The sequence below is a fragment of the Curtobacterium sp. MCLR17_039 genome (assembly GCF_003234745.1).
Lineage (GTDB): Bacteria > Actinomycetota > Actinomycetes > Actinomycetales > Microbacteriaceae > Curtobacterium > Curtobacterium flaccumfaciens.
Genome location: NZ_QKTF01000007.1, coordinates 181,864 through 207,896, shown reverse-complemented (window position 1 = coordinate 207,896; position 26,033 = coordinate 181,864). Strand labels below are relative to the sequence as shown.

Genomic DNA, 26,033 nt, shown 5'->3' with positions numbered 1-26,033 from the left:
GGCCATCGACCGGTTCATCCACCCACGCCCAGTCGAGAACCCATGGCTGCTCGTCGCGGCCGGGGTGATCGGATTCGCCGGCAACGAGATCGTCGCGATCTACCGCATCCGAGTCGGGCAGAAGATCGGCTCCGCCGCGCTGGTCGCCGACGGCGTCCACGCCCGTCTCGACGGCTTCACCTCGCTCTCCGTCGTTCTCGGCGCTATCGGTGTCCTCCTCGGCTTCCCGCTTGCGGATCCCATCATCGGCCTGCTGATCGCGATCTCGATCCTGATGCTGCTCTGGGGCACAGTGAAGTCCATCGGTGCACGCCTCATGGACGCCATCGCCCCGGACCTCTACTCCCGCGCCGAGCATGCACTCGAGCACACCGACGGCGTCCATGGCGTCCGCGACCTCCGGCTCCGCTGGATCGGACACCGCCTGACCGGCTCCGCGACCATCGAGGTCGACACCACCGACCTCAACGCGGCGTCGCACGTCGCTGGGCACGCGTCCGACCACCTGCACGAAGCGATCGGGAACGTCGACGCGTTCACGATCACTCCGACGAGCCATCACCACTGAGCATCACGAAAGGAAGCAGCATGTCCGTCGTCAAGATCAACGCGATCACCGTCCCCGAGGGCAAGGGGGCGGACCTCGAAGCCCGCTTCGTCGGTCGGAACCACGACGTGGAACAGCAGCCCGGGTTCGAGAGTTTCCAACTGCTCCGCCCCGTGCACGGCGAGAGCCGCTACTTCGTTGTCTCCACCTGGGCAGACGAGGACGCCTACCAGGCGTGGCGGGCCGGGCAGGCCGGCGCGCACCACGGCGGCAGTAACCCGGTCGCCACCGGTGCCGAGCTGCTTGAGTTCGAGACCGTCGTCCTCTGACACGAGGTGCGCTCGGAGCACCCGGGAGAAGCGCGGCACTTCGCCTACTTCTCCCGGGGCCCGGCCGCCATCGACGCGAGCACGAGCTCCGGCGAAGTAGTAGATCGGCACTCGTCAGTGCAAAGGGCTAGCTGAATGTCCGCCGGTCGTGCCAAGATGGTCCTGCGTTCATAGTGCGCGCCCACAGCCGGTCCTCTGGATCGGCTTTTTTCATGCCTGACCGCTCCGCTACTCTGAGACCCGCTCGGCACGCGTCTGCCCGGAATCTCCCCGGTGTCGTATCCGCTCTGTACGCTGACGCTCAAGACAGCACGAGGCTGTCTCCGGCCGGCACTTTCGGGACCGGCTTTTTTCATGCCCTGATCTGACTCGGGCATCCGGGGGAAGCGCTCAACGCTCCTGCCCGCCGTCGCACCTTGTTGCGCGTCGGCACTCTCATGCCCCCACCCGAAGCCGGGTGGGTTCTGGCCGCATCTGGCCAACCCCGAAGGAGGCATCATGCCCATCGCCGACACGGTGGACATGCTGATGGCATCCGGTGGTACCGCTGCCCTGACTGGCGTCATCGCCGTCGTCGGTGGCGTGCTCAGTGTCGTCCTGTCTAAGCAGGTCGTCGCACTGATCCAGCACGTCATCGATGTCATCGACGACCGCACGCTGGCCAGGGATCCCGAGCGCGCTCGCATCGTCGCAGAACTACGTCGAGCACGCCGCGGAACAGAAGTAACCGCCGGTTCAAAAAGCCCTCCCTCATTCGGTCAGGAGAGCTCCGTTGGTGAGGAGCTTCGTTCGGTGTCGTCGTTTTCGCTCCACTCCGCGTCGTGATCTCGTTCTGGCAGGCAATCGACGTCGTTTCGGCAGCGATCAGCAGGTTGGCCCGTGACCGGCACGTTCGTCGCGACGCGTGCGCCGCACGAGGAGCACAGCGATGTATCCGCCGGCAAGGGCAGCGATGACTTGCAGCGCGCTGACCGCCCCGCCGAGGCCCTGCAGGAGTGCGCCGATGGGGTCCTTTTCATTGACGGGTGCTGCGGCGATGAGGACGAGTGCGACTGCCAGGAATGGTCCGCGAAGGCGGCACGCTGCGGGCCTGCCCCATCGCGGTGTGAGACGGATCGCCAACGCGATCAGTGCCAGGGTGCCGCTGACTGCAACAGCCCACAGACCAAGTGGCGTCCCCACTTGCCTGGCCCATATTCCCGCCGCGACAACCGCCAGCGCGATGGCAATCCAACGCCAGGCGCGACGCGGCCGCACTCTCCTGCGCTTGGCTTCCCAGGTTCGACAACTTGTCACAGCGATACCTCCGGGGGTATCCTAAAGGTGTTGAGCGAGAGGAACTTCCGATGAGCGTTGCTGTGGATGCCACCCAGAAGCCGGTCTTGAATCGTCTGCGCCGTGCGCGTGGGCAGTTGAACGCGGTGATCGACGCCATCGAGAACGGCGGCAAGTGCCGTGACGTGGTGATCCAGCTCGCAGCCGTGTCCAGTGCGCTTGATCGTGCCGGATTCCAGATCATCTCGACTGCGATGCAGAAGTGCGTCACTGATGAGCAGGACGAGTCCGACCCGATGACGGTGGCGGAGCTCGAGAAGCTCTTCATGACCCTCGCCTGACCATTCAGGCCGGTCGTTCATCGACCCCGCCTGGATTAGTACCTAATCCGCTCGCGGCCGCCTGCTGGTCGCGAGCCTCATCGGTGTGCCCCGCGGGGCCCGAGCAGAAGGAGTCGACCATGTGTCGTGCAGTGACGTGCAAGAAGTGCGGGAAGGCGTCGTGGGCCGGTTGCGGCCAGCACGTGGACCAGGTGATGCGAGGTGTTCCAAAGTCGCAGCGATGCCAGGGGCACCAGAACGAACCGTCTTCGGGCGGGTTCTTCTCCCGCCTGTTCGGGAAGGCCTGATCATGGCGATCCCGGAGGTGTCGGTCGATGACCTCGACGTCCTCGTGGACCGGACGGTCCTCGATGTGCGGGAGCCGGATGAGTACGCCACAGGGCATGTTCCTGGCGCGCGGAACGTGCCGTTGGCGAGTGTGTGGGAGCGCGCTGACGAGCTGCGCACGGCCGGGCCGGTGCACGTGATCTGTCAGAGCGGTCGGCGCAGCGCGCAAGCCACGGAAGTGCTGTGGGCAGCGGGTGTTGAGGCGGTCAACGTGGTCGGTGGGACGTCGGCGTGGGTTGCGGCGGGGAAGCCGGTCGAGCACTGATGGAGCACCGGCATCAGCTCCTGATTCACGCGTTCGCGGAGGAGCCGGGTGTCCTCACGGCTGCGTTGCGAGTCGCCCGGCGCGCAGTGCAAAGCCTCGGATCAGACACGAGCGTGCAGGTCATCGTGCAGGGCGGCGCGGTTCGCGGGCTGGTGACGGATAGTGCGCATCTGGATGATCTGCTGACCACGATCGCTGGGTCCGGTGTCGACGTGTTGGCGTGTGCGAACAGCATGGAGCGTGTCGGTGTCGCAGCTGAGGCGCTATTGCCTGATGTGGGGACGGTGCCGGCGGCGGTGACGTACTTGACGCAGCAGCAGTGGGCTGGCGCTGCGTACGTGCGGATCTGATGCTGATCGGTGTCGCCGCGTTCGGGCTCTTCGTGGGCGCGGTCCTCGGCCTGGTCGGTGCGGGTGGCGCGATCATCGCCGTCCCGGCGCTGGTGTACGTGATCGGGGTGCCGGTCACGGAAGCGATGTCCACGTCGCTGGTGATGGCGGCGAGCTCCTCCGTCGCAGCTGTCCTCCCGAGGCTGCGGCACGGTATCAAGTGGCGAATTGCTGCGACGGTCGGTGCTGTCGGGATCCCGGCAGCGTTTCTCGGTACCGCGGTGAACGCGGCGCTGCCGCAACACGTGGTGCTCCTCGCGTTCGCGGCGTTGATGATCGCCGCGGGCGTCCAGATGCTCCGGCCCCGCCCGACCGCATCGGGCGAGCTCCTCGCGAGGGGTCGGTGGGTGTGGCGGGGGCTCCTGGTCGGCGTCGGGGTCGGGTTCCTCACGGGACTGCTCGGTGTCGGCGGCGGCTTCATCATCGTGCCGGCGCTGGTGCTGCTGCTGAACCTGCCGATTGGTGCCGCAATCGGCACCTCCCTGGTGATCACGATCGTCAACTCCATCGGCGGCGTCGCCGCGCACGCCGGGTCAGGATTTGTGGACTGGCCCCTGACGATCGCGTTCGCCGTCCCCGCGTTCGCAGCTTCCCTGATCGCGGCACGCTTCGCTGCCCGCATCAGCGGTAAGGCCCTGCAACGGGTGTTCGCAGCTCTCGTCCTCGCGATCGCCGTCCTCACCGTCGTCCGCACCGTGCTGACATGGTGAGCATGGGCCGTCGCATCATCCCCGGAGCGGCCCTGCTCACGGCGGTCGGGTTGCCCGCGGGATGCGCTCCAAGCGATGAGCTTGCCGTGCAGTACGGCGCCGGCGCTGGCGCCGAGGCGTTGGGGCAGCATCAGGTGATGACCCGGATCCCTGTTCCGGAGCGGGGCGCACCGGTCATGTTCTCCGCCCCGGAGGTGGGTGAGGAACCATCGACGCGGCGGCGTTCCCGCCCGGCGGTTCGTGGCCCAGCACGACGTCCCGTACCCGAATGTCCTCGATGCACGGGACGCGCCGGTCCGGACCGCCTTGCAGCGCTCGATCACAGCGAACGCGACCCCCACCACGGTGATCCTGGACCAGGACGGGCGCGTTGCCGCACGCATCCTCGGCGCCGCGACCAGCACCCAGCCCATCACCGCGATCGCCGCCGCATCATGACCGCGTTCTGACACCGCCCGCCAGTAACGCACGCCGGACCATCAACGCCGGACCGCCAGTGCGGCGACCTTCATCAGATCAGGAGCGCACCATGTCCAACTCTTCCCGTCACGACAGCGACGTCGTCGGTGTCACCCGCGGATCCCTGATCACGCTCGCGGTTGGCGCCGCGGTCTTCGCGGCTTCAATTGCCGCTGCCGGCACCATCTGCTTCGCCTGCTTCAATCCGGCTTTCCCCAGCTGAGCGAAGCCGGGGCCGCTGCACAAAAGAGGGGCTGCAATCCGACGCAATCGGATTCCAGCCCCTCTCGTTTGCTCACCTCGTCTGGTCAGGCGGTGGGCTCGGACGCCGGCTGTGCTGGCTCGAGGGCGCGGACTTGCGCGATGAGGTCCTCGAGCGCCGGCGCGGGCAGTGCGCCGGCTTGCCGGAACACCAGTTGCCCATCACGGAACGCCATCAGTGTCGGGATCGCTGTGATCCCCGCCGCTGCAGCGAGATCCTGCTCAGCCTCCGTGTCGACCTTGCAGAAGGTTACGTCCGCGTGCGTCTGGGATGCCTGCTCGAAGATCGGCGCGAACATCTTGCAGGGCCCGCACCACGAGGCCCAGAAGTCGACCAGCACGATGCCGCCGCCCTCGATCACCGGCTGCAACGTCGCCGCGGTCACCGCCTGCACGCTCACGCTGCGACCTCCTCATCGTGGCCCGGGCAGCGCTGCGCCGCCGGGACGTCCCACAGGGCGTCCTCGACGTGCTGGCCGCAGCCACCCCACGTCTCTTTCCCGCACTCGTCGCAGGTCACTCGAAAGCACATCACGGCTCCTTTCCGCTCGCCAAGATACCCCTAGGGGTATCATCAGGCAAGACTCCCGCGTGCAGCCGGTCGTCGAGCGCCTTATCTCGACAGGGTGGACAACATGATACCCCTGGGGGTATCGTCTGATTGGTTCCGATCGAAAGGGGAAGTCATGCTGCTGGAACGCTTCTACGACGAGGACCTCGCGCAGGCGAGCTACCTCATCGGATGTCAGGCCACTGGAGAAGCGGTGGTCGTGGACCCGCGCCGCGAGGTGCAGGTCTACCTCGACACCGCCGCGAAGAACGGCATGCGGATCGTCGCGGTCACCGAGACCCACATCCACGCCGACTACCTCTCCGGCACCCGCGAGCTCGCCCACGTCACCGGCGCCGAGGCGTACGTGTCGGGGGAGGGCGGCGTCGACTGGCAGTACGGGTTCGATGCGACCCGACTGTTCGACGGCGACGTCATCCAGGTCGGTAACATCCGGCTCGCCGCTCGGCACACGCCCGGCCACACTCCCGAGCACCTGGTGTTTCTCGTCACCGACGGTGCACTCACCGATGACCCGGGCTACCTCCTCTCCGGCGACTTCGTCTTCGTCGGCGACCTCGGCCGACCGGACCTTCTCGACGAAGCAGCAGGCGGTAAGGACACCCGCTTCCAGGGGGCGCAGGACCTCTTCGACAGCCTCAAGAACGTGTTGCTGGCGCTACCGGACCACGTGCAGATCCACCCCGCGCACGGCGCTGGGAGCGCCTGCGGGAAGGCGCTCGGGGCGATTGCGTCAACCACTGTCGGCTACGAACGCCTCTACACGTGGTGGGGTCCCTACCTTGCCGCCGACGACCGCGACGGGTTCGTCCGGGAACTCCTCGACGGCCAGCCCGACGCGCACGCCTACTTCGCCCGCATGAAGCGCGAGAACCGCGACGGCCCCGCTGTCCTCGGCCCGCTCCCGAACCTCGAAGCCGTCACCGCGCAGGATGCTGCCGCCCGTGCCGCCGATGGCGACGCGGTCCTGGTTGACACGCGTGCCGCTGCGGATGTTCGGGCCGGCACCGTGCCCGGCGCTCTCGCGATCCCCGCAACCGGCAAGACGGCCGCCTGGGGTGCATGGGCGATCGACCCCGAACGCGAGCAGCGGCCACTCCTGCTGCTCGTGGAGGACCACGAGCAGGCTGAGCACGTGCGGGACCACCTGATCCGCGTCGGCATCGACACCACCGCCGGCTACTTCACCTCCCTCGACGGCATCGAGACAGCACCATCCGAGACGATTGCACCGGACCAGATCGCGGACCTCGACGAACCGTTCCTCCTCGATGTGCGGGAGATGAGCGAGTACCACGCCGGCCACATCCCCGGCGCCACGCGCATCGGCGCGGGCCGTGTGCTTTGGGAAACCAGCCGGCTCCCGAGGGACCGCACGATCGTCAGCTACTGCCAGAGCGGCGCCCGCAACATCGTCGCCGCGCAGGCGCTGCGCCGTGCAGGATTCCCGGTCATCGAGGTCGATGGCAGCTACCTCGGCTACGCCCGCATGCAACAGCACGCCAACGCCGGAGCGGAACGGTAGGCGCACCCGACATTCAGCATCCGGTACCAGGCAGCCCCTCAGCTCTGACCCGCAACGGCGTCAGGGCTGAGGGGTTCTGTCGTGTGCGGAGCGCTTCGTCGCCGGTCTGCCGTCGAGGCGTGGTTGCTGCCGTACGGTGTCGAATCGTGTGCCGGCGCGCAGCACGACAGACTGGACGGTGGTGCGCCGAGGGCTGGTTAGCCCTGCAACTGACTGGGTGCGCCGGAACGGAGGTGCTGTGATCCTGGCTGCTGGCATTCCGAGCCCACCCGTTAACGGGTTCGCGATCGGACCGTTCGAGGTGCACTACTACGCACTGTGCATCCTCGTGGGCGTCGTCATCGCCTCCTGGGTCACCACAGCCCGACTCCGAGCCGTCGGCATCAACGGCGGCACCGTGATCGACATCGCGATCTGGGCCGTCCCGATCGCGCTCGTCGGCGGGCGGCTTTACCACGTGTTCACCCACCCCGGGGACTACTTCTTCCCCGGCGCGAACCTGTGGAACGTGATCGCGATCTGGGAGGGCGGACTTGCGATTTACGGCAGCATCCTCGCCGGCGTCCTCGGCGTCTGGATCGGCTGCCGCCGCACGAACACCCCGTTCGTTGCCCTCGTCGACGCGCTCGCGCCAGGGATGCTCTTCGCGCAAGCGTTCGGCCGTCTCGGCAACTACTTCAACCAGGAACTCTTCGGCGACCGCACCACCCTGCCCTGGGGACTGCAGATCCACACCAGCAGCCCAGCGTTCCCCGCAGGACTACCCGCCGACACCCTGTTCCAGCCACTCTTCCTCTACGAGCTGCTCTGGGACGCAGCCGGCGGTGCGCTGATTCTGCTGCTTGGCAAGCGCCTTCGACTGCCGCGGGGTGTTCCGATCGGGCTGTACTTCCTCTGGTACGGCGCCGGGCGCGCGTACCTCGAGACTCAGCGCCTCGACCCCACCGAGTTGGTCCTTGCGGGCATGAAGTTCAACACCATTGCCGCGATCACGTCCGCACTCGTCGGACTCGTCATCGTTCTCCTCGCCGTTCGGCGATCGCGACGACTGAATGACGGTTCTGGCCTGCTCATCGATGCAGCAGGCAAGAGCGCCAAGCCGCAGCCCGCGGACCACTCTCTGCGATGAGAGGGCCGCGCCCCGAGTAGCCAACTCGCGCGGAAGCATCATCGCCGGACGGTTCGCAGCCGGTTCGGGTCCTAGCCTGACTAGCTCTGGCTGAGGTCAACGGGCCCCGCTGACGGTGAGGATTGGCACTGTGGTGTGATCGGAACCGCACGGACGCCCAGGGGTAGGGAGGGACGCTGGTCCGATGTTCCTGCAGGTCGGTTTCGAATCAGACACGGATGCGCTCGCGTGGCTGCGCGACGGCTTCGAACCAGAGACGCCCATGGCAGCCCCTGGTTCGCACCAGCCGGACGATCACGCGTGACGCTGGCGCGCCGGGATTGAGCTGGAGGATCAGTCCGTCCAGACCGATGTTGCTCCGGCGTGGCCGATGATGATGACCTCGATCATCGAGACGACCCCAACGACGATCAGCAGCACCGGCCCGATGATGTTGATCGCGCGGACGGCGCCACGACCGGCGATGCGGTCGGTGCCGTACCGGTGCCACGCCCACCAGAGCACCAGAAACGCAAACACGGCGACCGACCACGGGAGCATCCCGTCAGCGAGTTCCGTGTGTCGTTCTAGGAGCGCAGTCTCCTTCTCCCGGTGCTCCAACCACTCACCTGACTGCGTCGCCAACGGCACGGACGCCAGCGCGACCAGGCCGATGATGGGCGCTCCGACAGCGAGCCAACGGCGCGCCCGCGGCCACACAGCGACGATGATTGCGGTGAGTGCTGCGACGGGAACCGCGACGGAGGTGAGGTGGACGAAGAGGGGATGCAGCGGGATCCCGCCGAACTGCCAGTCCATGGTGGCCTTTCACGGTCATCGGACGTGCCGAACGTCACGTCGGCAACTGTGCTTACTCAACCGGACGCCTCGCGGAACGGCCATACCCCCGCCGGTGTGACGTGAAATGGCTTCGTACGAGTTCTCACGTGAACGGCCCAGTCCGGGCCTGGTTCGCTGGTGGTCATGAGCCCTTCCGAGCCGCATGTCGGCGAAGCACACGTCGGGGATCTGTCGTCCCGTCTGAACTGGTTGCGCGCCGGTGTCCTCGGCGCGAATGACGGGATCGTATCGACTGCGTCGATCGTGGTCGGCGTTGCTGGCGCGTCGACGTCCGGCGCCGCGATCGCAACGGCTGGTGTTGCTGCCCTGGTTGGTGGTGCGATCTCGATGGCGCTCGGCGAGTACGTGTCGGTCAGTAGCCAGAGCGACAGCCAACGTGCGCTTATCGAGAAGGAACGCACCGAGCTGCGTGACGACCCGGAAACGGAACTCGAGGAACTCACGCAGCTCTGGCAGCAGCGCGGCTTGCAGCGTTCGACCGCCGCGCAGGTGGCTGCCGAACTCACCGAACGCGACCCGTTGGCAGCGCACCTGTCTACGGAACTCGGCATCGACGAGGACGCGGTCGTCAGTCCATGGCATGCCGCGTTCGCATCCGCAGGGGCGTTCGCGGTCGGTGCGATCCTGCCGCTGCTGGCGATCCTGCTACCGCCGGAGAGCATCCGGGTGCCGGTCACGTTCATCGTGGTCCTGATCGCACTCGCCCTCACCGGCGCGACCGGCGCGAAGATCGGCGGCGGCTCCATCCCCCGCGCCACAATCCGTGTCCTCATCGGCGGCGCACTCGCCCTCGCAGCGACCTTCATCATCGGCTCGCTCCTTGGCACCTCAGGAGCCGTCTAACACTGATCGTGCATCGAGGCACCACACTCCCACGCGACAGCCGCCGTGGAGGGCTCACGTCGACCTAATGATGAACCCGAATCATCGTGAGGTCGACGCCAGCTGCTCAGTCGAATAAGCGCAGTCGCCGTCGCCGTCGGATCCGGCACGGTGCCACGGCGGAGCTCCAGGTATGTCGAGGGCAGCGGCCATCACGCCGACGGCGGCGGCATGAGTGAGCGCCGCGATTCGCGCGTCGCGTTCGCGCTGCTGTGCACTCGACCCTGTCGCGCTGGGGAGCACCTGCCAGCCGGGTGGTAGCTGCCTTGAGACAGCGGCGGCAGCGGTGTCGACATCACGATCGACGCAGGTGAGCGGGACGGCGTTCTCCTGCGAGTCGCCGATCCGGGCGACCATGACGACCACCTGCACACTCATCACAGCAGTGTCACACGTTGCCAATCACGGGTGGTGGTGTCGGACGGTGAGCACGATGTTGCCGAACCGGCCCGGACGTTGGAACGCGCGTTGTGCGTCGGCGATCTGGTCGAGCGGGAACGTTTCGGCGACCAGCGGTCGGAGTTCGTCATGCTCGATTGCTGAGATGACCTGGGGAAACACATCGTCGGCCCAGGACGTTGTGCCGACGAGGCGGATGTCTCGAAGGTAGAGGCGGCGCAGGTCCAGCTCGACGATCGGCCCCGCGATCGCTCCGGATGTGACATAGGTGCCGCCGGAGACGAGCGCTTCGAGCACCGAACTGAATCCGGGACCAGCGACGTTGTCGATGACGACGTCGACGCGCAGGTCCCCGAGCGCTTCGATGAGGTCGGCGTCCCGATCGATGACGTCGGTGACGCCGAGATCACGCAGCGGTGCATGCTTCGATGCACTGGCGACAGCCACCACGTCAGCGCCACGACGAAGCGCAAGCTGGACCGCGGCTGACCCCACACCGCCCGCAGCGCCCGTGACGAGGACCCTGCTGCCCCGTCCAATGCCGGTGCGTTCGACCATGTTCTCCGCCGTGCCCGAAGAACACGGGATCGATGCCAGCTCCACGTCTGTCCAATTGGAATCAACGGGGAACGTTTCGGCGGCGGGTACGACCGTGTACTCCGCGAACGCACCGTCGCGGTCCGACCCAAACCACAGCGGTACCCCATTCCGGCGTTGGGTCAGCATGCACGAGCGCACGAGAACGCGGCGCCCCTGCAAGGTCGGCGCCACACCAGCGCCGACGGCTACGACAGTGCCGCAGCCATCGGCGCCTTGGATCAGTGGGAAGACCGTCGCTCCGTTGTACCCACCTGGCTGCTTCGCGCTGATCGGATGCGCATCCGCGGTGCCGCTGCGGACATCACGGCTGTACCAACCGAGCCGCGTATTGATGTCCGTGTTGTTCACTCCCGCTGCGCTGACACGGATCAGCACTTCCTCCGACCCGACAGGAGGAACCGGGACCTGCGTGACCTGCACCATCTCGGGACCACCAATACCGGTCGTCACGACGGCACGCATTGTCTGCAGCTCCGTCATGCTCCACTCCCTACCGGATGTAGTTGCGGATACCCATCGATCAGAGCCTGCGGAGCTGCGGCCGGTGGGGCGCTCTCTGTGGGCGGAGTCGAATCGTCGTAGCGGAGGAACACGACGATCCGATCGTTCGCTTGCCCGACGAAGAGCCCAACGGCACCGTCCTCCCACCCGGACAGATTCGTTGCCCCGGTGCTCTGCAACGCATCCGTCGCCCTCCCGGTGAGCGCTGGAATAGACCCCTTCGGGGCGCTGGGCCGGTCAGCACCCGCGGGCAGGCGAACGAGCGCGGACACGAATCGGCCGTTCCGAGACGCCGATGACCGTAGCCGTTCCGTACCCTGCGGCAGAGTGATACCAGTTCGGGCTTCCACCGTGCTCAGCGGAGTCGCCGTGCACAGCCCGATGCGTAGGCAGTCTCCAAGGGGTCCCGGGTGCGCTGCCCGAGCGACGATCACCCATCCACCGCCGATGAGCACCGCGACGAGGAGTGCGGACAATGCGGCGAACGCCACCATCAGCTGCACCACTGCGGCGGTCCGGGCCGTAGCCTCACGTCCCACCACGTGTTGAACTGGGGGGAGCTGCTGCACCCGTTCGAGCTCTCGGGCAGCAGCACGAGTGAGGTCAGGCAGAGGCGTGCGTGTTTCTTGGAGTGCGGCGCCTGGCGGGAGCGGTTCGACGGCCAGTGACGAGTCGCGGTGGAACCCACGCATGACAACGGCCCGCGCGGTCGCCTCCATGACGGTCGGCGCCTCGATGGCAACGACGCGTCCTGACTGGCTGACTCGAAACACGGGCATCCCACAACCCTCGCCGTTCCGCCGGAGCTGTGCGGCGACTGATACAGAAACGAAACACAGACACTGAGCTCGCTTTCTCGGCATCGCGACACCTGACGGCGAAGAAGATACGTACGCGCCGCCGCTCGCTGGTGCATACTGGTGGAGTCTTCGGACCCGGCAGTGGGGCTTGCCGAACCCAACCTCGACACTCGTCGACAACAGTCCCTATCTCAGCTGGTCGCGCTTGTGCGCGCCTGAGGTAGGGAGACGACATGGGACAAGCAGCATCGGACGGCCCGGTCGTCGTCGGCGTGCAGGCTGGTCAGGTACGCGACGTCGTCACGGTCGCAGCGCAGATCGCGGAACGCTTCTCTGTTCCTCTCGTATGCGTGACCGTCGACCCGGCGCTCCTGTCAGCCGGGAACCGAGCGGACGGGTCCGAGATCATCGAACCGATCGATCCAGACTCGGCGGACGCCAGGCCGACGGATCTTCCTGACGCGGATCGGGCAGTCATCGACCAGATCGCCGCTGTCCATTCAGCCGAAGTCACGGTGCTGACGAAGGTCGGCGATCCCGGGCGCGCACTGGCCGCGGTCGCCGAAGAGCACGACGCGTTGATGATCGTGGTCGGTACCCAGACCGGTCGGCGGCGGATCACGGAGTTCTTCAACGGGTTGGTCGCGGCGCGGCTTGCGCATCAGCAGCACCGTCCCGTTCTCGTGGTCCCCGTGGACCCGGTGGGGTTCGATGACCCGCTTCCGTGGGATGCGTCGTGAGTGGCGCACTGGTGCTCCTTCGGCACGGTGAGAGCACCACGAACCAGGCCGGGACCTTCACCGGCCTGGTCGACGTACCGCTCACCTCCCGCGGCGAGGAGCAGGCCCGACAAGCCGGCCGGCTTCTCGCCGCGCACCACGTGATCCCGGACCTGATCCTCACGTCGACGTTGCAGCGGGCCGTGCACACAGCGGACCTCGTCAGTGACGTCCTCGGCCGGGATATCCCGACTACCGCGGTGTGGGAGTTCAACGAACGCAACTACGGCGCGCTCACCGGGATGACCAAGGCGGCAGCTCGCGCTGCGCTCGGTGAAGTCGAGTACATGCGACTGCGCCGTTCCCGGGACGGCCGACCAGCACCGATGCCACTCCGGCAGTGGCTCACCCTTCGGCGGAGCCCAGCCCTGCGGGGCCTTGGCCGGGCGGCGGTCCGGCGGACGGAAGCACTCTCCGACGTCATCACCCGCATCCGTCCGGTGCTGCACGACCGGCTTTTTCCTGCGGTGGCTGCGGGGCGGATGGTGTTGGTCGTCGCGCACGGGAACTCGCTGCGGGCGCTCTGCGCCTGCATAGATGACCTGTCGGATGCGGAGCTGGCGGAGCTGAACCTGCCCACCGGGCAGCCCTTGCTGTACCGGCCGAACGGCGCCGGTTCGTTGCAGCCGCGGGGCGGGAAGTACCTCGACCCTGCATCACACCACGCCGCGGCGCTCGTCGCGGCAGAAGGCGGAACATGACCACCCGAACGGACACCCCGATGCCCGATGATCTGCTCCCACCCGACCCCGACGTCGATGTCTCCGACCCGCGACCGGTCACGCGGCCCGTGCACCTGCGCTGGCGCTACCTCGGCCTCGTCGCCGTTGGCGGTGCCGTCGGCACCGCGCTCCGCGACGTCATCAGCAGCCTCCTGCCAGCGGATGGTGGGGTGAGCTGGTCGATCTTCTGGATCAACATCGCCGGCGCGCTGCTGCTCGGTCTGCTCCTGGAAGCGCTCGCGCACCGCGGACCCGACCAGGGCCGCCGCCGCATCCTGCGGCTCCTCCTCGGCACAGGGGCCCTCGGCGGGTTCACCACCTACAGCACCCTCGCCGAGTCCACCTCCGCGCTGTTCTTTAACGGGCATGGCCTTGCGGGCACTGGGTACGCACTTCTGACCATCCTGTCCGGTGCGATCGCGACCGCCTGCGGGCTCGTCGTCGTGTCCTGGATCCGCCCCCGGGAGGTGCGCGCATGAGTCCGCTCTTGGTCCTCGCCGTCGCGTTCGGTGGTGGTGCCGGTGCCGCCGGCCGGTTCCTTCTCGACGGGCTCATCAACACGGGTCGGCAGTTCCGGCTCCCGGTCGGGACGTTGACGATCAACATCACCGGGTCGCTGCTGCTCGGCATCATCGTCGGCGCCGTCACCCACCTCGGTGCGGTGCCGGTTGCGGTCCTTGGCACCGGGGTGATGGGCGGGTACACCACGTTCAGCACCGCCAGCTTCGAAACCGTTCGCCTCGCCCGCAGCGGCCGGATCAACGCCGCCGCCCTCAACGGTCTCGGGATGCTCGTCGTCTCCGTCGCCGCAGCGATCGCCGGAATTCTCCTCGGCGGTGCCCTATGACCACACCAACTCCCGAATCGGAGGCCCTGATGCACTTCGGCGTCACGATCGAGATTCCCCGCGGCAGCGGCAACAAGTACGAAGTCGACCAGACCACCGGTCGCATCCGGTTGGACCGGGCCGTGTTCACCAGCATGGTGTTCCCGCAGGACTACGGCTCGATCGACGACACCCTCGGCGCGGACGGCGATCCACTGGACGCGCTCGTGCTCCTGCCCCGTCCCACGTTCCCCGGCGTCGTCATCGACGTCCGTCCGGTCGGGATGCTGCGCATGGTCGACGAGAACGGCGACGACAAGATCCTCACCGTCCCCAACGGCGACAACCGGTTCGACCACGTGCAGGACGTTGTCGACGTTCCCGAGCACACCCGGGCCGAGATCGAGCACTTCTTCTCCCACTACAAGGAGATCGAGCACGGCAAGCACGTCACCACCAACGGGTGGGCCGACCGTGCCGCCGCGGAAGCAGTCATCCGCACCGCGCAAGAAGCGCACACCCGGCACCCCTGACCGCGGCGCCTCACAGACCGCCGCGGGGAGGCAACTGGCGCCCAGTGATCGCCAGGAGGTCGTCCCTCCGCCTCCCCGCGGCCCAGCCCACACCAGCACTACTCGACGCACGACCCGAACGAAGGAGCGTCACCATGAACGACTACATCAGCGGCACCCACCACCACGGCACACCGCAGGGTGAGTACGTCACCCACCACAACCACCCGGTCGGTATCGAGTCGGTGCATGGCAGCCGCATCCTCGACTCCCGCGGCTACCCAACCGTCCGCGTGTCCCTCGAGCTCGAAGACGGCCGCACCGTCACCGGCGACGCCCCCGCCGGAGCATCCACCGGCGCGCACGAAGCCCGTGAACTCCGCGACGGCGGCACCGCGTTCGGCGGCCGCGACGTCACCCAAGCACTGCACATGATCGACACTGAGATCGCGGGGCTCCTCACCGGCCGATCCTGGATCGCGATCGGGCAGATCGACGCGGCCCTCGCGGAGCTCGACGGCACGAGCGTGTGCGCCCAAAAAGGCCGATCGATAGCGGGTCGGCTTTTCTCATGTCCACTCCAAGCCGTACACTGGAGCTGCCTCGGGTGAAGTGCGTCTCTTCCCCGGATGGCGACCAACCGCGATACGTTCGCCAACACGCAGCAGAACTGAGTAAACAGCCGGACCCCCAGGGCCCGGCTTTTTTCATGCCCAGAAGACGCCACGCACCCTGCGTCGTGCAACCACCACCGCTGAATGACGAAGCTGCGACCCATCCGGCCAGAGGCATAAAGCGCACGACCCTGTCGACACGCACCGACACCACGAACCCCCGCGCAACCCGCGCGGGTCTGGCCGGGCTCGGCCAACCCCTCAAGGAGGACAGCCATGCTCACGACGGAAACCGTCATCGAGATGGCGGCGAACTCCGGCGCCAACGCACCCACGCTGATCGCATGCGTCCTGTTCGTCTGGACCGTATCCAGCCACAAGCGCACCAAGCGGGTCGTGAAGATCCTCAACGCAATCGCGCGGGTCTTCAACCGCCGGAAGTAAAAATTGCGCCTGCCGAGTCTGCGGGGAGAGCTCTGTCCTAAAGACGTACCACAAACCTCCGATTCCGCTACAAGTAAGCCCGAGCACGTCGGACCCTGGCTCGGAGCGGCGAGCCTTGTTGCGAAACTCAGTCCCAGAATCTACGTGCCGCTACCGTGCCTGTCGGTCGAGTTTCGATACGTTCTTCCCATGGGTCACCTCCTCGGGTACGCGCGCGTGTCCACCACCGACCAGGACGCGTCGCTACAGATCGACGCGCTCAACGCTGCCGGCTGCTACCGAGTGTTCGTTGACACCATGTCTGGGTCGCCCCAGCACCGACCCGAGCTCGACAAGCTCCTCGACCGGCTCCGCCCCGGGGACACCCTCGTCGTCTGGCGACTTGACCGGCTCGGCCGGTCCATCCGGCACCTCATCGACCAGTTGCACGGCCTCGCCGAGCGCGGGATCGGGTTTCGGTCACTGCAGGAGACCATCGACACCACCTCGCCCGGTGGCCGGCTCGTGTTCCACGTCTTTGCTGCGTTGGCGGAGTTCGAACGGGATCTCATCAAGGAACGCACCAACGCCGGCCTCGCCGCCGCGCGAGCCCGCGGCCGCACCGGCGGCCGGCCGACACGGCTTTCCGCAGACCAGGTGCGCACCGCGCGACGGCTCTACGAGCAGCAGGACATGACCGTTGCGCAGATCGGCGACGTTCTCGGCGTCAGCCGCACCACCATCTACCGGGCTCTCGCCCGCCACGCTGAACCAGTCACCGCGAGGCGGTCCAAGCCCTCACCGAACCTGTAGCCAGCACTCGACGCGCGCGATTGAGCGCGACGCTGATCGCCGCGAAAACGACGACACAGAGCGAAGCTGCTCACAAGCAGAGCTGACTCAACGAGAACGGGCGGGACGACTAGTGGTCGTCCCGCCCGTTCTCCGTCGGCTTACGCCAGGCCCGCAGCCCTCAAGACTGCGAGCACTACCGGAGCCAGTTCGTGTACGAGACACGCGTACGCGAGCACCACTACCGCGTTCTCGTACGCGCCGCCATTACGGCCAACGTTGGACATGTTCGTACAGTCAGCGATACGATTGACACGTCCGATCAACTTTTTCAGCATGTTTTCCATGTTTGATTTCCTTGGTTTGACATTTATTGCGAAAATGATTCGGCCTCCCCGGCGTGCGCTAACACGTCGATTCCGGGAGGTCGTTTCATGTCCCCGAGGGGGGGCTTCTCATTCTACCGGGGACTCCTCCATCTGAGAGTGGGTGTGTAGAAGTTCCTCATCCCTTCCGTGTCGTGATCCCGTCCGGAGGCGCGGTCGATCCGCATGTACATGCCGATCGGTGGGCGAACCCACTGATTAAATTGGCTTCAGAAAGTATTACAAGCAAGTAGTTATCCACAAGAAAACTGGACCTTTAGGCCGTTCCGTGACTCCGGACGCCACGCTCCGCACTCTCACTGGAGGTAACGTCGGGGTGTACGCCGGCCGTCGCTCTGGGCTCGCTCCACTGCTCTGTAGACGGTCGCGCGAGCGACGTCGAACAGTTCGGCCAGCTCGGCTACGGTGTGCTTCGGTGCGCCATCCTCGTTGACCTCGCGTCGCATCGCGACCAGAGCCCGCTCCCGGTTCGGGGTCAACTTCGGGGGCCGGCCTTGCAGTCGGCCCTTCGCCGCCGCGACTCGCAGACTTTCCCTGGTGCGCTGGCGGATGAGGTCGGCTTCGAACTCAGCCACCATTCCGAGGACGTTAAACAGCAGTCGGCCCGCCGGTTCCCGGAGGTCGTACACGGCTCCACCGATGCTGAGCTTCGCGCCCCGATCGGTCAGGTCCGACACGATGCTCGTCGCATTGACAAGGCTCCGAGCCAGCCGATCAAGCTTCGTCACGACCAGCGTCGTGCCACCACAGCAGGCAGCTAGCGCCGTATCGAGACCGGGACGGTCACGATTCGTTCCCGAGAGCCCGTGGTCGACATAGATCCGTGACTCCGGCACGCCGAGCGCCGTCAGGGCCTCACGCTGCTCGGTGAGGTCTTGACCGTCCATCGAGCACAGGGCGTAACCAACGAGTTGTCCGTTCATGCCGGGGAGTCTCGCATGACGGCCGGTCACTGAGACGAGTTTCGGACGGGTCTATCGGACGGGCTCAGAACGGCGTGTCGCGAGTTTTCGAGAGTGTCCGGACGACGTTCGTCTTAGGGACGCCCACTCGGGGGCCCTTCCGCGCATAGAGGGTGTGCGGGTCCCCAGTGGCCCGTGGGAGCGCGACTGGCGTATCAGTCTGAGACTCGGTTCGCGAGCCACGTACAACAGTGGGTAGGCGTACTGCCTACCTCACAGAGAGGTAGTAACCCATGGAGAAGAAGAAGAAGGTCTTCGCGTTCAGCGTGGAGACGACTGTAACGGGGACGCCGCGGCCGCCACGCCGGCCGGCCACGTCGAGTGAAGTCGTCGCCGTTGTGAGTCTCGTGACCACGTTGGTGAGCATCGCCGTCACCGTGACGGCACCGCTCCTCACGAGCTGACCTCTGGGTACTCGCCGGGGCCCGCCTGTGGGGGACACGCTCTCCACAGGCGGGCCGCGGTTGAGGTCGGCTTACGCCGCCCGGCAGCTCGGGCACCGGTCCACATCCTCGGCCGAGCAGCCCCATGCGTAGGACTCGGCGTCACCACATCCGGTCGCACTTCCCCTATCGAGCGTCTCCAGCGGCGGCTACGTTCTTGGTATGGCTACCCGAGATGAGCTGCTGAACGAGGCGATGATTGCGCACCAGCGCCGTACGGACGAGCGCGCGCGAGAGCAGATAGAGGCTGAGCGTGAACAGGCGGCCCGCGCCGTTCGCTTTGTGGAGGACTACAAGGAGCAGTGGAACCACTACCTCGGCGAGAAGCTGTTCAGCTATGCGGCCGCGCCCCATGCGCAACGCGAGTGGTTCGTCTCCGGGCAGTCTCTGGCCGAATACGACCTCACCGAGTCGGGCGGTCTCCGGTACGAACAGCGGAGCACGCAGCAGAGGGCTGGAAAGTTCTTCGTTGCGACGTGGATCAGCAATGATGCTGTTCTCAGCCTGCACGTTGACGGGTTCGGCCAGCCGGAGGGGATGTTCGTCAACATCGATGGCTTTGCCCCACAGTCGGTCACCGACCTGGCCGATGTGGGCGAGGAGGTTTCGCGTCAACGGACGAGCAGCGCCCGCTCCTGACTCCCAGTCAGCGGGCCGGCTTACGCGTCACGCTGCCGACGTCGCTGACGTCGCTGACGAGACGTCTCTTCCTCGCCGAACGCTTTGAGCAGCACTTCCTCTAGCTCATGCGCAAGCTTCTGAGCTGACTCCGCGAAGGTCAGTTCAGCCTCGGGCTGTCCCACACGTTCGTCAGCCTGGTCGATGGTCGCGTCGCGGACGAGATGCTGTTTGTCCTTCGGAAGGAAGGTCGCGTACTCGTGAGCGCGATACTGGGCGGTCCGCACGTCCTCCAAGGTGGCCTTTGTGACTGCGATCGTGCCCCAGTCCCAGTCGATCCCGGCATCTGAGTAGGACATATTCGCGACCCCGACCAGTGTTCGGTGGTAGGCCCAGAGCGCGCGCGACGCCTCGTCGCGGCGCTTCCACAGGGCCAGCGTACGATTCGAACGTCCTGTGACGTAAGCGGCAGCGATGCCGCTTCCAAGGCCCGCGATGATCGCGACAGCGTACGTCCAGTAGTCCAAGCTGAGGGCGCTGGCGGCGACGGCGATTTGGTGCATGCAGAGACATTGCCAGAGTGACGGGGCGCTTGACTAGCCAACAGAACCCTGCTGCGCCCGACAGGTGGGGCACCAATTGACGTGCTCTGCTGCAGCACCAGGGCTCCCGCTTCCCAAGAGTCGAAACGAGCACGTAACACGCCGCCGTCGGGTGCAACTACCGCGAGCCAGTGCGGCGTCGGCAGCGCCTCGCGTCGTGGGGGTCGCACGTGCCATCGAGCACCCGATCGTTGCCTCCGCGCTGGACCAACCAGGCGCCGAGCAGCCCCGCCTGATGCAATGCATGAACCACGGACCCTGAGCGGGGGTATTCGGAAGGCTGCGGAGGCACCGCAGAGTCCCGCTTCGCACAAACCTCACGTCGTCCGCGGTAGTCCGCGCATAGATTGCGAGAAGCTTCGAACGCTTCGGGGTACCCCCTCCACGAACCTGGCCATCCTTCGGAGATGCACACTCCGCCCGGAAGGCGGACACAATGTCGACACCACCCCGCACCGTCCCGCTCATCAGCATCGCGGTCGCCGCCATGGTATTCGCGCACGTCGGTCTCGTCGTCGCGATGTCCGTGTTGTCGCCTCAGCCGTGACCCCTACTTCGCGCAGTGCGCGCGGCAGGTGCTCGGCCTGCTGCTGGCCAATCCACCGAAGTTGACGGGCTGAGCCTGGTGACCCGCGCCCTCGGTGAGCGTGCGGGTCATCAGCTCATCGCGGTGCGCTGGCGCCACCCGCCGCCACTGAGGTCGGGGCCGTCGGCGCCGTCGCGTCCCAGTGCCTCGTCATGTCTCCTGCCGTCGAAGCGTCGCCTGCGCATACAAACTGTCGCTCCGCCACAAGGCGACACTTTGCGCGCTCAGGCGACACTTTGAGGCTGCGCGCACACCTGCGCCTACTGCGGCATGTCGACGAACCGCGAGAACATCCCGTGGAACGCCACGGTGATGGTGTCCGTCGGTCCGTTACGGTGCTTTGCCACGATCAGGTCCGCCTCACCCTGACGCGGGTTGTCCTTCTCGTACGCCGACTCACGGTGCAGCAGGATGACCATGTCGGCGTCCTGCTCGATCGAGCCGGACTCACGGAGGTCGGAGATCGCCGGCTTCTTGTCGGCACGCTGCTCCGGACCACGGTTCAGCTGCGACAGGGCGATGACGGGCACCTGGAGCTCCTTGGCCATCAGCTTCAGGGCACGCGAGAACTCGGAGACCTCTTGCTGGCGGCTCTCGACCTTCTTGCCCGAGGTCATCAGCTGCAGGTAGTCGATCACCACGAGCTTCAGGTTGTGCTGCTGCTTGAGTCGACGGCACTTGGCGCGGATCTCGACGAGCGTCATGTTGGGGGAGTCGTCGATGAAGAACGGGGCGTCGTTGATGCGACCGCGGGTCTGCGCGATGGTGGTCCAGTCGCGGGAGTCCACGGTGCCCTTGCGCATGTTCTGCAGCGGCACGCTGGTCTCGGCGGAGAGCAGACGCATCGCGATCTCGGCGCGACCCATCTCGAGCGAGAAGAAGGCGGCGGTCTGGTCGTGCTTGATCGCGGCGGCGCGGCACAGGTCGAGCGCCAGCGTCGACTTGCCCAGTGCGGGGCGCGCGGCGACGATGATGAGCTGTCCGGGGTGGAAGCCGTTGGTCAGGCCGTCGAGCTGCGCGAACCCGGTCGGCACGCCCGTCATCTGGCCGTCGCGGCCCTTGGCGGCCTCGATCTCGTCGAGCGCGGCGGAGATGGCGTCGGTCAGCGGGACGTAGTCCTCGGTCTGCACACCACCGGCGACGTTGTAGACCTCGGCCTGCGCGCTGTTGACGAGGTCGGTGACCTCACCCTCAGACGCGTAGCCCATCTGCACGATGCGGGTGCCGGCGTCGACCAGACGACGGAGCACGGCCTTCTCGGCGACGATGCCGGCGTAGTAGCCGGCGTTCGCGGCGGTCGGCACCATGCTCGTGACGCTGTGCAGGTACTCGGCGCCGCCGGCACGGGACAGCAGGCCGGTCTTGGTCAGCTCGTCGGTGACGGCGATGACGTCGGTGGGTTCACCGTGCGAGTAGAGCGACAGGATGGCGTCGAAGATGACCTCGTGCTTGGGGACGTAGAAGTCCACACCGCGGGCGGTCTCGATGACGTCGGCGACGGCGTCCTTCGACAGGAGCATGCCACCGATGGTCGACTGCTCCGCGAGCATGTCGTGCGGCGGGGTGCGTTCCATGCCGCGGTCCGCGTAGTCCTGCGGTGCGGGCTCAAGATGTGCGATCGACACACGCTCTCCTCTGTTGACGACACGGACCTGAACCGGCGGGACAGCACCCACCGGCCGGAACCCGCACCCCTGTTTCTACCCCCGGCGACCGACATCCCCGAGTCGCTCGCCCAAGCTACGGCCCAGAGTTATCCCCAACAAACGGCCCTGTGGATAACTCTGTGGAGAGGCTGCGGAACACGCCGGAACGCTGTGTGGAGAACTGTGGACGAGCCTGTGGACAAAGTGGCGTGCGAACACACTTTCGACCACTTGACCTGGGGTTTTCTGTTGCACACCGTGTGTGGAAAAGTGGGGTTCAAGTGCCCCTTGAAGGTTCCGATTTGACACGTTTCCACTGTGTAAAACGACTTGACAAGCACCCCTCCTGTGGGAAGAGTTCTCGGCCCGTTCCCAGCAAGCGTGACCCCGTCTGAACCGTAACCAGCCAGCCCGAGTCGAGCCGCGCCTCCAGGCCCGTGACCATGTCGGCGACAGCCGTAGGACAAGCCGCGCGACCGCCCCCGGAACGCAACGACGGGCGGGCCTCCCGGAGGAGACCCGCCCGTCGTGGAGCGGAACGTCAGTGCTACTTGGCAGCGACGACCTTGAGCGAGATCACGGCAGTGATGTCCTCGCGCAGGCGCACGGTGGCCTCGTGGTCACCGACGGTCTTGATGGTCGCGGGGACCTCGACCTTGCGCTTGTCGAGCGAGCCGACGCCCTGCGCCTGGACGGCGTCAGCGACGTCGCCCGGACGGACGGAGCCGAACAGACGACCGTCCTTGCCGGCCTTGACCGACAGGGTGATGGTCGCGTTCTCGAGCTTCATCTTGAGGTCCTGTGCCTCTTCGATGGTGGCGAGCTCGCGCGCGGTACGCGCGGCACGGATCGACTCGACCTGCTTCTCGCCGCCCTTGGACCACGCGACAGCGAAGCCCTGGGGGATGAGGTAGTTGCGGGCGTAGCCGTTCTTGACGTCGACGACGTCACCAGCGGAACCGAGGCCGGAGACCTCGTGGGTGAGGATGAGCTTCGACATGTGTCGACCTCCGATCAGCGGCCGGAGCCGGCGTAGGGGAGGAGCGCCATCTCACGGGCGTTCTTCACGGCACGGGCGATGAGGCGCTGCTCCTGGACGGAGACGCCGGTGATGCGACGGGCGCGGATCTTTCCACGCTCCGAGATGAACTTGCGAAGGGTCGCAACGTCCTTGTAGTCGATGACGCCGACCTTGATCGACTTCGCGGGAGCAGCGTTCTTGCCGCCCTTGCCGCGAGGCTTCCGGCGGTCGCCGGTGCTCTTTCCAGCCATAGTGATTTGTCCTTAGAAGAAAAGTTGTGTGTCCGTCGGAACGCTGAGGATCAGAACGGGGTCTCGTCGTCGAAGTTGCCGCCGGGGGTGCTCCACACGTCGTTCGACTGTGCGTTGCCGCCACCCTGCTGGCCACCCTGGGGAGACCAGGGCGCGTCCGACTGACCGCCACCGTTGTTGTTCCAGTTGCCGCCGCCGTTGCCCGCGGGGGCGCTGGCGCCGCCGCCGACCTGGCCACGACCGCCGCCACTGCCACCCGCTGCACGGGTGATCTGTGCGGTCGCGTAGCGGAGCGACGGGCCGATCTCGTCGACCTCGAGCTCGATGCTCGTGCGCTGCTGGCCCTCACGGTCCTGGTAGGAACGCTGACGCAGACGACCCTGCGCGATGACGCGCGAGCCCTTCGTCAGCGACCCCGCCACGTGCTCGGCGAACTCGCGCCACACACTCGCGCGGAGGAACAGCGCATCGCCGTCCTTCCACTCGTTCGCCTGACGGTCGAACGTGCGAGGGGTCGACGCGATGGTGAAGTTCGCCACGGCGAGCCCGTTCTGCGTGTACCGCAGCTCGGGGTCCGCGGTGAGGTTGCCCACCACCGTGATGACGGTTTCGCCGGCCACGGGTTACTCGGCGCTCGCGGTCGCGGTTGCGGAGGCGTTGGCGGCCTTGCGGGCCGCGCGAGCCTCGTCACGCTGCTTCTGGGCGGCGACCTGCGCGATGCCCTCTTCAGCGCGGAGGACCTTCGTGCGGAGCACGGCCTCGGAGAGACCGAGCTGACGGTCGAGCTCCTTGGCGGCCTCGGGCGACGACGTGAAGTCGACGACGGCGTAGATGCCCTCGGACTTCTTCGCGATCTCGTAAGCGAGCCGGCGACGGCCCCAGACGTCCACGTTGTCGACGGTGCCACCCGCGTTGCGGATCACGGCCAGGAACTTGTCCAGGCTGGGAGCGACGGTGCGCTCATCGATCTCGGGGTCGAGGATCGCCATCAGTTCGTACTGGTGCATGCGGAACCCACCTCCTCTGGTCTCAGCGGCCCCGGGCGGTTCCCGGGGCAGGAGGGTTGATGCATGTGCCCCAGACCACGCAGGTGCGCGAGGGGCAACCTGGGTAGCCTACCGGACTGCCTGGAGGCGCGCCACCGGCCTGTGGAGAGCGGTCCGCCCGTCAGGCGGTCGCGTCCCAGGCGCCGGTGTCTCAGGCGCTGGCGTCGCCTCGGGCGCTCCACCACTCGCGCAGGCGCTCCTCGGCCGTCTCCGGCCCGAGGGGTCCTTCGTCCATCCGGGCCTCGAGCAGGAACCGGTAGGCCTCGCCCACGGCACGCCCCGGCGGGATGTCGAGGATCCGCATGATGTCGTCGCCGGTCAGGTCCGGACGGATCGACTCCAGTTCCTCCTGCTCGGAGAGGGTCTTGATGCGGTCCTCGAGGTCGTCGTAGGCGAACGCCAGCCGGTCGGCCTTGCGGCGGTTGCGGGTGGTGACGTCCGAACGGGTGAGCTCGTGCAGCCGTTCGAGCTGGGGTCCGGCATCACGGACGTAGCGGCGGACGGCGGAGTCGGTCCATGCGCCCTCGGTGTACCCGAAGAAGCGCAGGTGCAGCTCGATCAGGCGGGACACCGCGGCGATGGTGTCGTTGTCGAAGCGGAGCGCACGGAGTCGCTTCTTCGCCATCTTCGAACCGACCAGGTCGTGGTGGTGGAAGCTCACGGCGCCGCCGGGCTCGAGCTTGCGCGTCGCGGGCTTGCCGATGTCGTGCAGCAGCGCCGCGAGCCGCAGCACGGTGTCCGGGGGATCCCCGGCGTGCCGCTCGGCCTCGTACCCGATGGCCTGCTCGAGCACGGTGAGCGAGTGCTCGTAGACGTCCTTGTGGTGGTGGTGCTCGTCGACCTCGAGCCGCATCTCGGGCAGCTCGGGCAGGAACCGCTCGGCGAGTCCGGTGTCGACGAGCAGCCGGAGACCGGGGACCGGGTCGTCCGTGTTGAGCAGCTTGACGAGCTCGTCGCGGACCCGCTCGGCGGACACGATGTCGATCGACGCGACGAGCTCCTGCATCGCGGCCCGCACGTCGTCGTCGACGGTGAAGCCGAGCTGGGAGGTGAACCGTGCGGCGCGCATCATCCGCAGGGGGTCGTCGCGGAACGAGACGACCGCGGTCTGGGGCGTCCGGAGCCGTGCGGCGAGCAGGTCCTCGACGCCGCCGTGCACGTCGACGAGCTCGCGCGCCGGCAGCCGCAGGGCCATCGCGTTGACGGTGAAGTCGCGACGGAGCAGGTCGTCCTCGATGGTGTCGCCGAACGCGACCTCGGGCTTGCGGGTCTCGCCGTCGTAGACGTCGCTGCGGTACGTGGTGATCTCGACCTGTTCGCCGGCGACCCGTGCGGCGATGGTGCCGAACTGGCGACCGACGTCCCACGTGGCGCTCGCGATGGGCTCGACGATCCGCAGGATGTCGTCCGGCCGGGCGTCGGTGGTGAAGTCCAGATCGGTCACCGGACGGCCGAGGAACGCGTCACGGACGGGGCCGCCGACGAGGGCGAGTTCGTGTCCGGCGTCGGCGAAGGCCCGAGCGAGGAGGTCGACGGGCTCGGTGGTGGCGAGTGCGTCGAGTCGTTCGACGGCCTGGGCAACGGACTGCATGACGGTGCTCATCCTCCCAGATCGAGGCCCCGAGTTCTCCACAAGCCGCGCGCGCACGGGACC

34 protein-coding genes are annotated in these 26,033 nt (G+C 66.9%); 22 read left to right on the top strand and 12 right to left on the bottom strand.

Features of this window, described 5'->3' with window-relative positions:
• From DEJ00_RS11075 to DEJ00_RS18535, 9 genes are all read left to right on the top strand, one after another.
• A partial coding sequence (locus tag DEJ00_RS11075) for a cation diffusion facilitator family transporter (RefSeq protein ID WP_146247943.1) occupies positions 1-568 on the top strand: 568 nt, incomplete at its 5' end.
• A 20-nt stretch (positions 569-588) separates the two neighbouring features.
• Complete coding sequence (locus DEJ00_RS11070) at positions 589-876, top strand: antibiotic biosynthesis monooxygenase (protein ID WP_111057361.1); 288 nt, start codon at positions 589-591, stop codon at positions 874-876.
• 498 nt (positions 877-1,374) lie between these two features.
• Positions 1,375-1,701, top strand: a complete 327-nt coding sequence (locus DEJ00_RS11065; protein ID WP_111057360.1) for a hypothetical protein — start codon at positions 1,375-1,377, stop codon at positions 1,699-1,701.
• 521 nt (positions 1,702-2,222) lie between these two features.
• Positions 2,223-2,492, top strand: a complete 270-nt coding sequence (locus DEJ00_RS11060) for a metal-sensitive transcriptional regulator (protein ID WP_111057359.1) — start codon at positions 2,223-2,225, stop codon at positions 2,490-2,492.
• 289 nt (positions 2,493-2,781) lie between these two features.
• Complete coding sequence (locus DEJ00_RS11050; RefSeq protein ID WP_175351003.1) at positions 2,782-3,084, top strand: rhodanese-like domain-containing protein; 303 nt, start codon at positions 2,782-2,784, stop codon at positions 3,082-3,084.
• Between the two features lie 113 nt (positions 3,085-3,197).
• Entirely contained in the window at positions 3,198-3,434 is a 237-nt protein-coding gene (locus DEJ00_RS11045) for a DsrE family protein (protein ID WP_333781364.1), read from the top strand.
• A complete protein-coding gene (locus DEJ00_RS11040) occupies positions 3,434-4,183 on the top strand; it encodes a sulfite exporter TauE/SafE family protein (protein ID WP_111057356.1) in 750 nt (249 codons plus the stop codon). The genes DEJ00_RS11045 and DEJ00_RS11040 overlap by 1 nt, the downstream gene beginning before the upstream one ends.
• Before the next feature lie 240 nt (positions 4,184-4,423).
• Positions 4,424-4,621 (top strand): hypothetical protein, encoded by a 198-nt coding sequence (locus tag DEJ00_RS11035; RefSeq protein WP_111057355.1) that lies wholly within the window; start codon positions 4,424-4,426, stop codon positions 4,619-4,621.
• Positions 4,622-4,712: 91 nt separating this feature from the next.
• Positions 4,713-4,865, top strand: coding sequence for a hypothetical protein (locus tag DEJ00_RS18535; RefSeq protein ID WP_181440154.1), 153 nt, complete (start codon positions 4,713-4,715; stop codon positions 4,863-4,865).
• An 85-nt stretch (positions 4,866-4,950) separates the two neighbouring features.
• On the opposite strand, the gene trxA is transcribed toward DEJ00_RS18535, so the two are convergent.
• Positions 4,951-5,304: a thioredoxin gene (gene trxA, locus DEJ00_RS11030; protein ID WP_111057354.1), complete on the bottom strand. Its 354-nt coding sequence runs from the start codon at positions 5,302-5,304 to the stop codon at positions 4,951-4,953.
• Between the two features lie 285 nt (positions 5,305-5,589).
• Between trxA and DEJ00_RS11025 the strand changes: the two genes are divergently transcribed.
• Positions 5,590-6,999 carry a rhodanese-like domain-containing protein gene (locus tag DEJ00_RS11025; protein ID WP_111057353.1) on the top strand — a complete coding sequence of 470 codons (1,410 nt, stop codon included), beginning with the start codon at positions 5,590-5,592 and terminating at the stop codon, positions 6,997-6,999.
• Positions 7,000-7,237: 238 nt separating this feature from the next.
• On the top strand, positions 7,238-8,128 hold the full coding sequence (gene lgt / locus DEJ00_RS11020) for a prolipoprotein diacylglyceryl transferase (protein WP_258373646.1): 891 nt from the start codon (positions 7,238-7,240) through the stop codon (positions 8,126-8,128).
• A 333-nt stretch (positions 8,129-8,461) separates the two neighbouring features.
• On the opposite strand, the gene DEJ00_RS11015 is transcribed toward lgt, so the two are convergent.
• Complete coding sequence (locus tag DEJ00_RS11015; RefSeq protein ID WP_111057352.1) at positions 8,462-8,926, bottom strand: DUF2231 domain-containing protein; 465 nt, start codon at positions 8,924-8,926, stop codon at positions 8,462-8,464.
• Positions 8,927-9,091: 165 nt separating this feature from the next.
• Here DEJ00_RS11015 and DEJ00_RS11010 point away from each other — a divergent pair, with 165 nt between their 5' ends.
• Positions 9,092-9,811, top strand: coding sequence for a VIT family protein (locus DEJ00_RS11010; RefSeq protein ID WP_111057378.1), 720 nt, complete (start codon positions 9,092-9,094; stop codon positions 9,809-9,811).
• A gap of 81 nt (positions 9,812-9,892) precedes the next feature.
• On the opposite strand, the gene DEJ00_RS11005 is transcribed toward DEJ00_RS11010, so the two are convergent.
• Together DEJ00_RS11005 and DEJ00_RS11000 are read right to left on the bottom strand one after the other, a co-directional pair.
• On the bottom strand, positions 9,893-10,228 hold the full coding sequence (locus tag DEJ00_RS11005; RefSeq protein ID WP_146247942.1) for a hypothetical protein: 336 nt from the start codon (positions 10,226-10,228) through the stop codon (positions 9,893-9,895).
• Positions 10,229-10,252: 24 nt separating this feature from the next.
• Positions 10,253-11,329, bottom strand: coding sequence for a zinc-binding dehydrogenase (locus tag DEJ00_RS11000; protein WP_246328679.1), 1,077 nt, complete (start codon positions 11,327-11,329; stop codon positions 10,253-10,255).
• Positions 11,330-12,383: 1,054 nt separating this feature from the next.
• Here DEJ00_RS11000 and DEJ00_RS10995 point away from each other — a divergent pair.
• The 8 genes from DEJ00_RS10995 to DEJ00_RS10965 all read left to right on the top strand — a co-directional run bounded on the left by DEJ00_RS10995 (position 12,384) and on the right by DEJ00_RS10965 (position 16,839).
• A complete protein-coding gene (locus tag DEJ00_RS10995) occupies positions 12,384-12,890 on the top strand; it encodes a universal stress protein (protein ID WP_111057350.1) in 507 nt (168 codons plus the stop codon).
• Entirely contained in the window at positions 12,887-13,630 is a 744-nt protein-coding gene (locus DEJ00_RS10990) for a 2,3-diphosphoglycerate-dependent phosphoglycerate mutase (protein WP_111057349.1), read from the top strand. The genes DEJ00_RS10995 and DEJ00_RS10990 overlap by 4 nt, the downstream gene beginning before the upstream one ends.
• The gene (locus DEJ00_RS10985; RefSeq protein ID WP_181440153.1) at positions 13,627-14,130 is read left to right on the top strand and encodes a CrcB family protein; all 504 of its coding nucleotides are present in this window, start codon (positions 13,627-13,629) and stop codon (positions 14,128-14,130) included. The genes DEJ00_RS10990 and DEJ00_RS10985 overlap by 4 nt, the downstream gene beginning before the upstream one ends.
• Complete coding sequence (locus tag DEJ00_RS10980; protein WP_111057348.1) at positions 14,127-14,498, top strand: CrcB family protein; 372 nt, start codon at positions 14,127-14,129, stop codon at positions 14,496-14,498. The genes DEJ00_RS10985 and DEJ00_RS10980 overlap by 4 nt, the downstream gene beginning before the upstream one ends.
• A gap of 29 nt (positions 14,499-14,527) precedes the next feature.
• Positions 14,528-15,010 (top strand): inorganic diphosphatase, encoded by a 483-nt coding sequence (locus tag DEJ00_RS10975; protein WP_111057347.1) that lies wholly within the window; start codon positions 14,528-14,530, stop codon positions 15,008-15,010.
• 134 nt (positions 15,011-15,144) lie between these two features.
• Positions 15,145-15,600, top strand: a complete 456-nt coding sequence (locus DEJ00_RS10970) for a hypothetical protein (RefSeq protein WP_246328678.1) — start codon at positions 15,145-15,147, stop codon at positions 15,598-15,600.
• Positions 15,601-15,879: 279 nt separating this feature from the next.
• A complete protein-coding gene (locus DEJ00_RS18530) occupies positions 15,880-16,047 on the top strand; it encodes a hypothetical protein (RefSeq protein WP_175349937.1) in 168 nt (55 codons plus the stop codon).
• A 189-nt stretch (positions 16,048-16,236) separates the two neighbouring features.
• Positions 16,237-16,839, top strand: a complete 603-nt coding sequence (locus tag DEJ00_RS10965; RefSeq protein WP_111057346.1) for a recombinase family protein — start codon at positions 16,237-16,239, stop codon at positions 16,837-16,839.
• Between the two features lie 661 nt (positions 16,840-17,500).
• Here DEJ00_RS10965 and DEJ00_RS10960 read toward each other — a convergent pair.
• Positions 17,501-18,127: a recombinase family protein gene (locus DEJ00_RS10960; protein WP_111057345.1), complete on the bottom strand. Its 627-nt coding sequence runs from the start codon at positions 18,125-18,127 to the stop codon at positions 17,501-17,503.
• Positions 18,128-18,399: 272 nt separating this feature from the next.
• On the opposite strand from DEJ00_RS10960, the gene DEJ00_RS18525 reads away from it, so the two are divergent.
• Both DEJ00_RS18525 and DEJ00_RS10950 read left to right on the top strand, forming a co-directional pair.
• Complete coding sequence (locus DEJ00_RS18525; protein ID WP_165901308.1) at positions 18,400-18,570, top strand: hypothetical protein; 171 nt, start codon at positions 18,400-18,402, stop codon at positions 18,568-18,570.
• A 201-nt stretch (positions 18,571-18,771) separates the two neighbouring features.
• The gene (locus DEJ00_RS10950) at positions 18,772-19,248 is read left to right on the top strand and encodes a hypothetical protein (protein ID WP_111057343.1); all 477 of its coding nucleotides are present in this window, start codon (positions 18,772-18,774) and stop codon (positions 19,246-19,248) included.
• 20 nt (positions 19,249-19,268) lie between these two features.
• On the opposite strand, the gene DEJ00_RS10945 is transcribed toward DEJ00_RS10950, so the two are convergent.
• The 7 genes from DEJ00_RS10945 to DEJ00_RS10915 all read right to left on the bottom strand — a co-directional run bounded on the left by DEJ00_RS10945 (position 19,269) and on the right by DEJ00_RS10915 (position 25,970).
• Positions 19,269-19,790 carry a hypothetical protein gene (locus DEJ00_RS10945; protein ID WP_111057342.1) on the bottom strand — a complete coding sequence of 174 codons (522 nt, stop codon included), beginning with the start codon at positions 19,788-19,790 and terminating at the stop codon, positions 19,269-19,271.
• Positions 19,791-20,675: 885 nt separating this feature from the next.
• Entirely contained in the window at positions 20,676-22,040 is a 1,365-nt protein-coding gene (gene dnaB, locus DEJ00_RS10940; RefSeq protein WP_027466900.1) for a replicative DNA helicase, read from the bottom strand.
• 568 nt (positions 22,041-22,608) lie between these two features.
• Positions 22,609-23,061, bottom strand: a complete 453-nt coding sequence (rplI, locus tag DEJ00_RS10935; protein WP_027466901.1) for a 50S ribosomal protein L9 — start codon at positions 23,059-23,061, stop codon at positions 22,609-22,611.
• Positions 23,062-23,075: 14 nt separating this feature from the next.
• Complete coding sequence (rpsR, locus tag DEJ00_RS10930) at positions 23,076-23,333, bottom strand: 30S ribosomal protein S18 (RefSeq protein WP_017887834.1); 258 nt, start codon at positions 23,331-23,333, stop codon at positions 23,076-23,078.
• A 50-nt stretch (positions 23,334-23,383) separates the two neighbouring features.
• Positions 23,384-23,953: a single-stranded DNA-binding protein gene (locus tag DEJ00_RS10925; RefSeq protein ID WP_027466902.1), complete on the bottom strand. Its 570-nt coding sequence runs from the start codon at positions 23,951-23,953 to the stop codon at positions 23,384-23,386.
• A gap of 3 nt (positions 23,954-23,956) precedes the next feature.
• Positions 23,957-24,340 carry a 30S ribosomal protein S6 gene (gene rpsF / locus DEJ00_RS10920; RefSeq protein ID WP_027466903.1) on the bottom strand — a complete coding sequence of 128 codons (384 nt, stop codon included), beginning with the start codon at positions 24,338-24,340 and terminating at the stop codon, positions 23,957-23,959.
• A 190-nt stretch (positions 24,341-24,530) separates the two neighbouring features.
• The gene (locus DEJ00_RS10915) at positions 24,531-25,970 is read right to left on the bottom strand and encodes a CCA tRNA nucleotidyltransferase (protein ID WP_111057375.1); all 1,440 of its coding nucleotides are present in this window, start codon (positions 25,968-25,970) and stop codon (positions 24,531-24,533) included.
• Positions 25,971-26,033 lie beyond the last annotated feature (63 nt).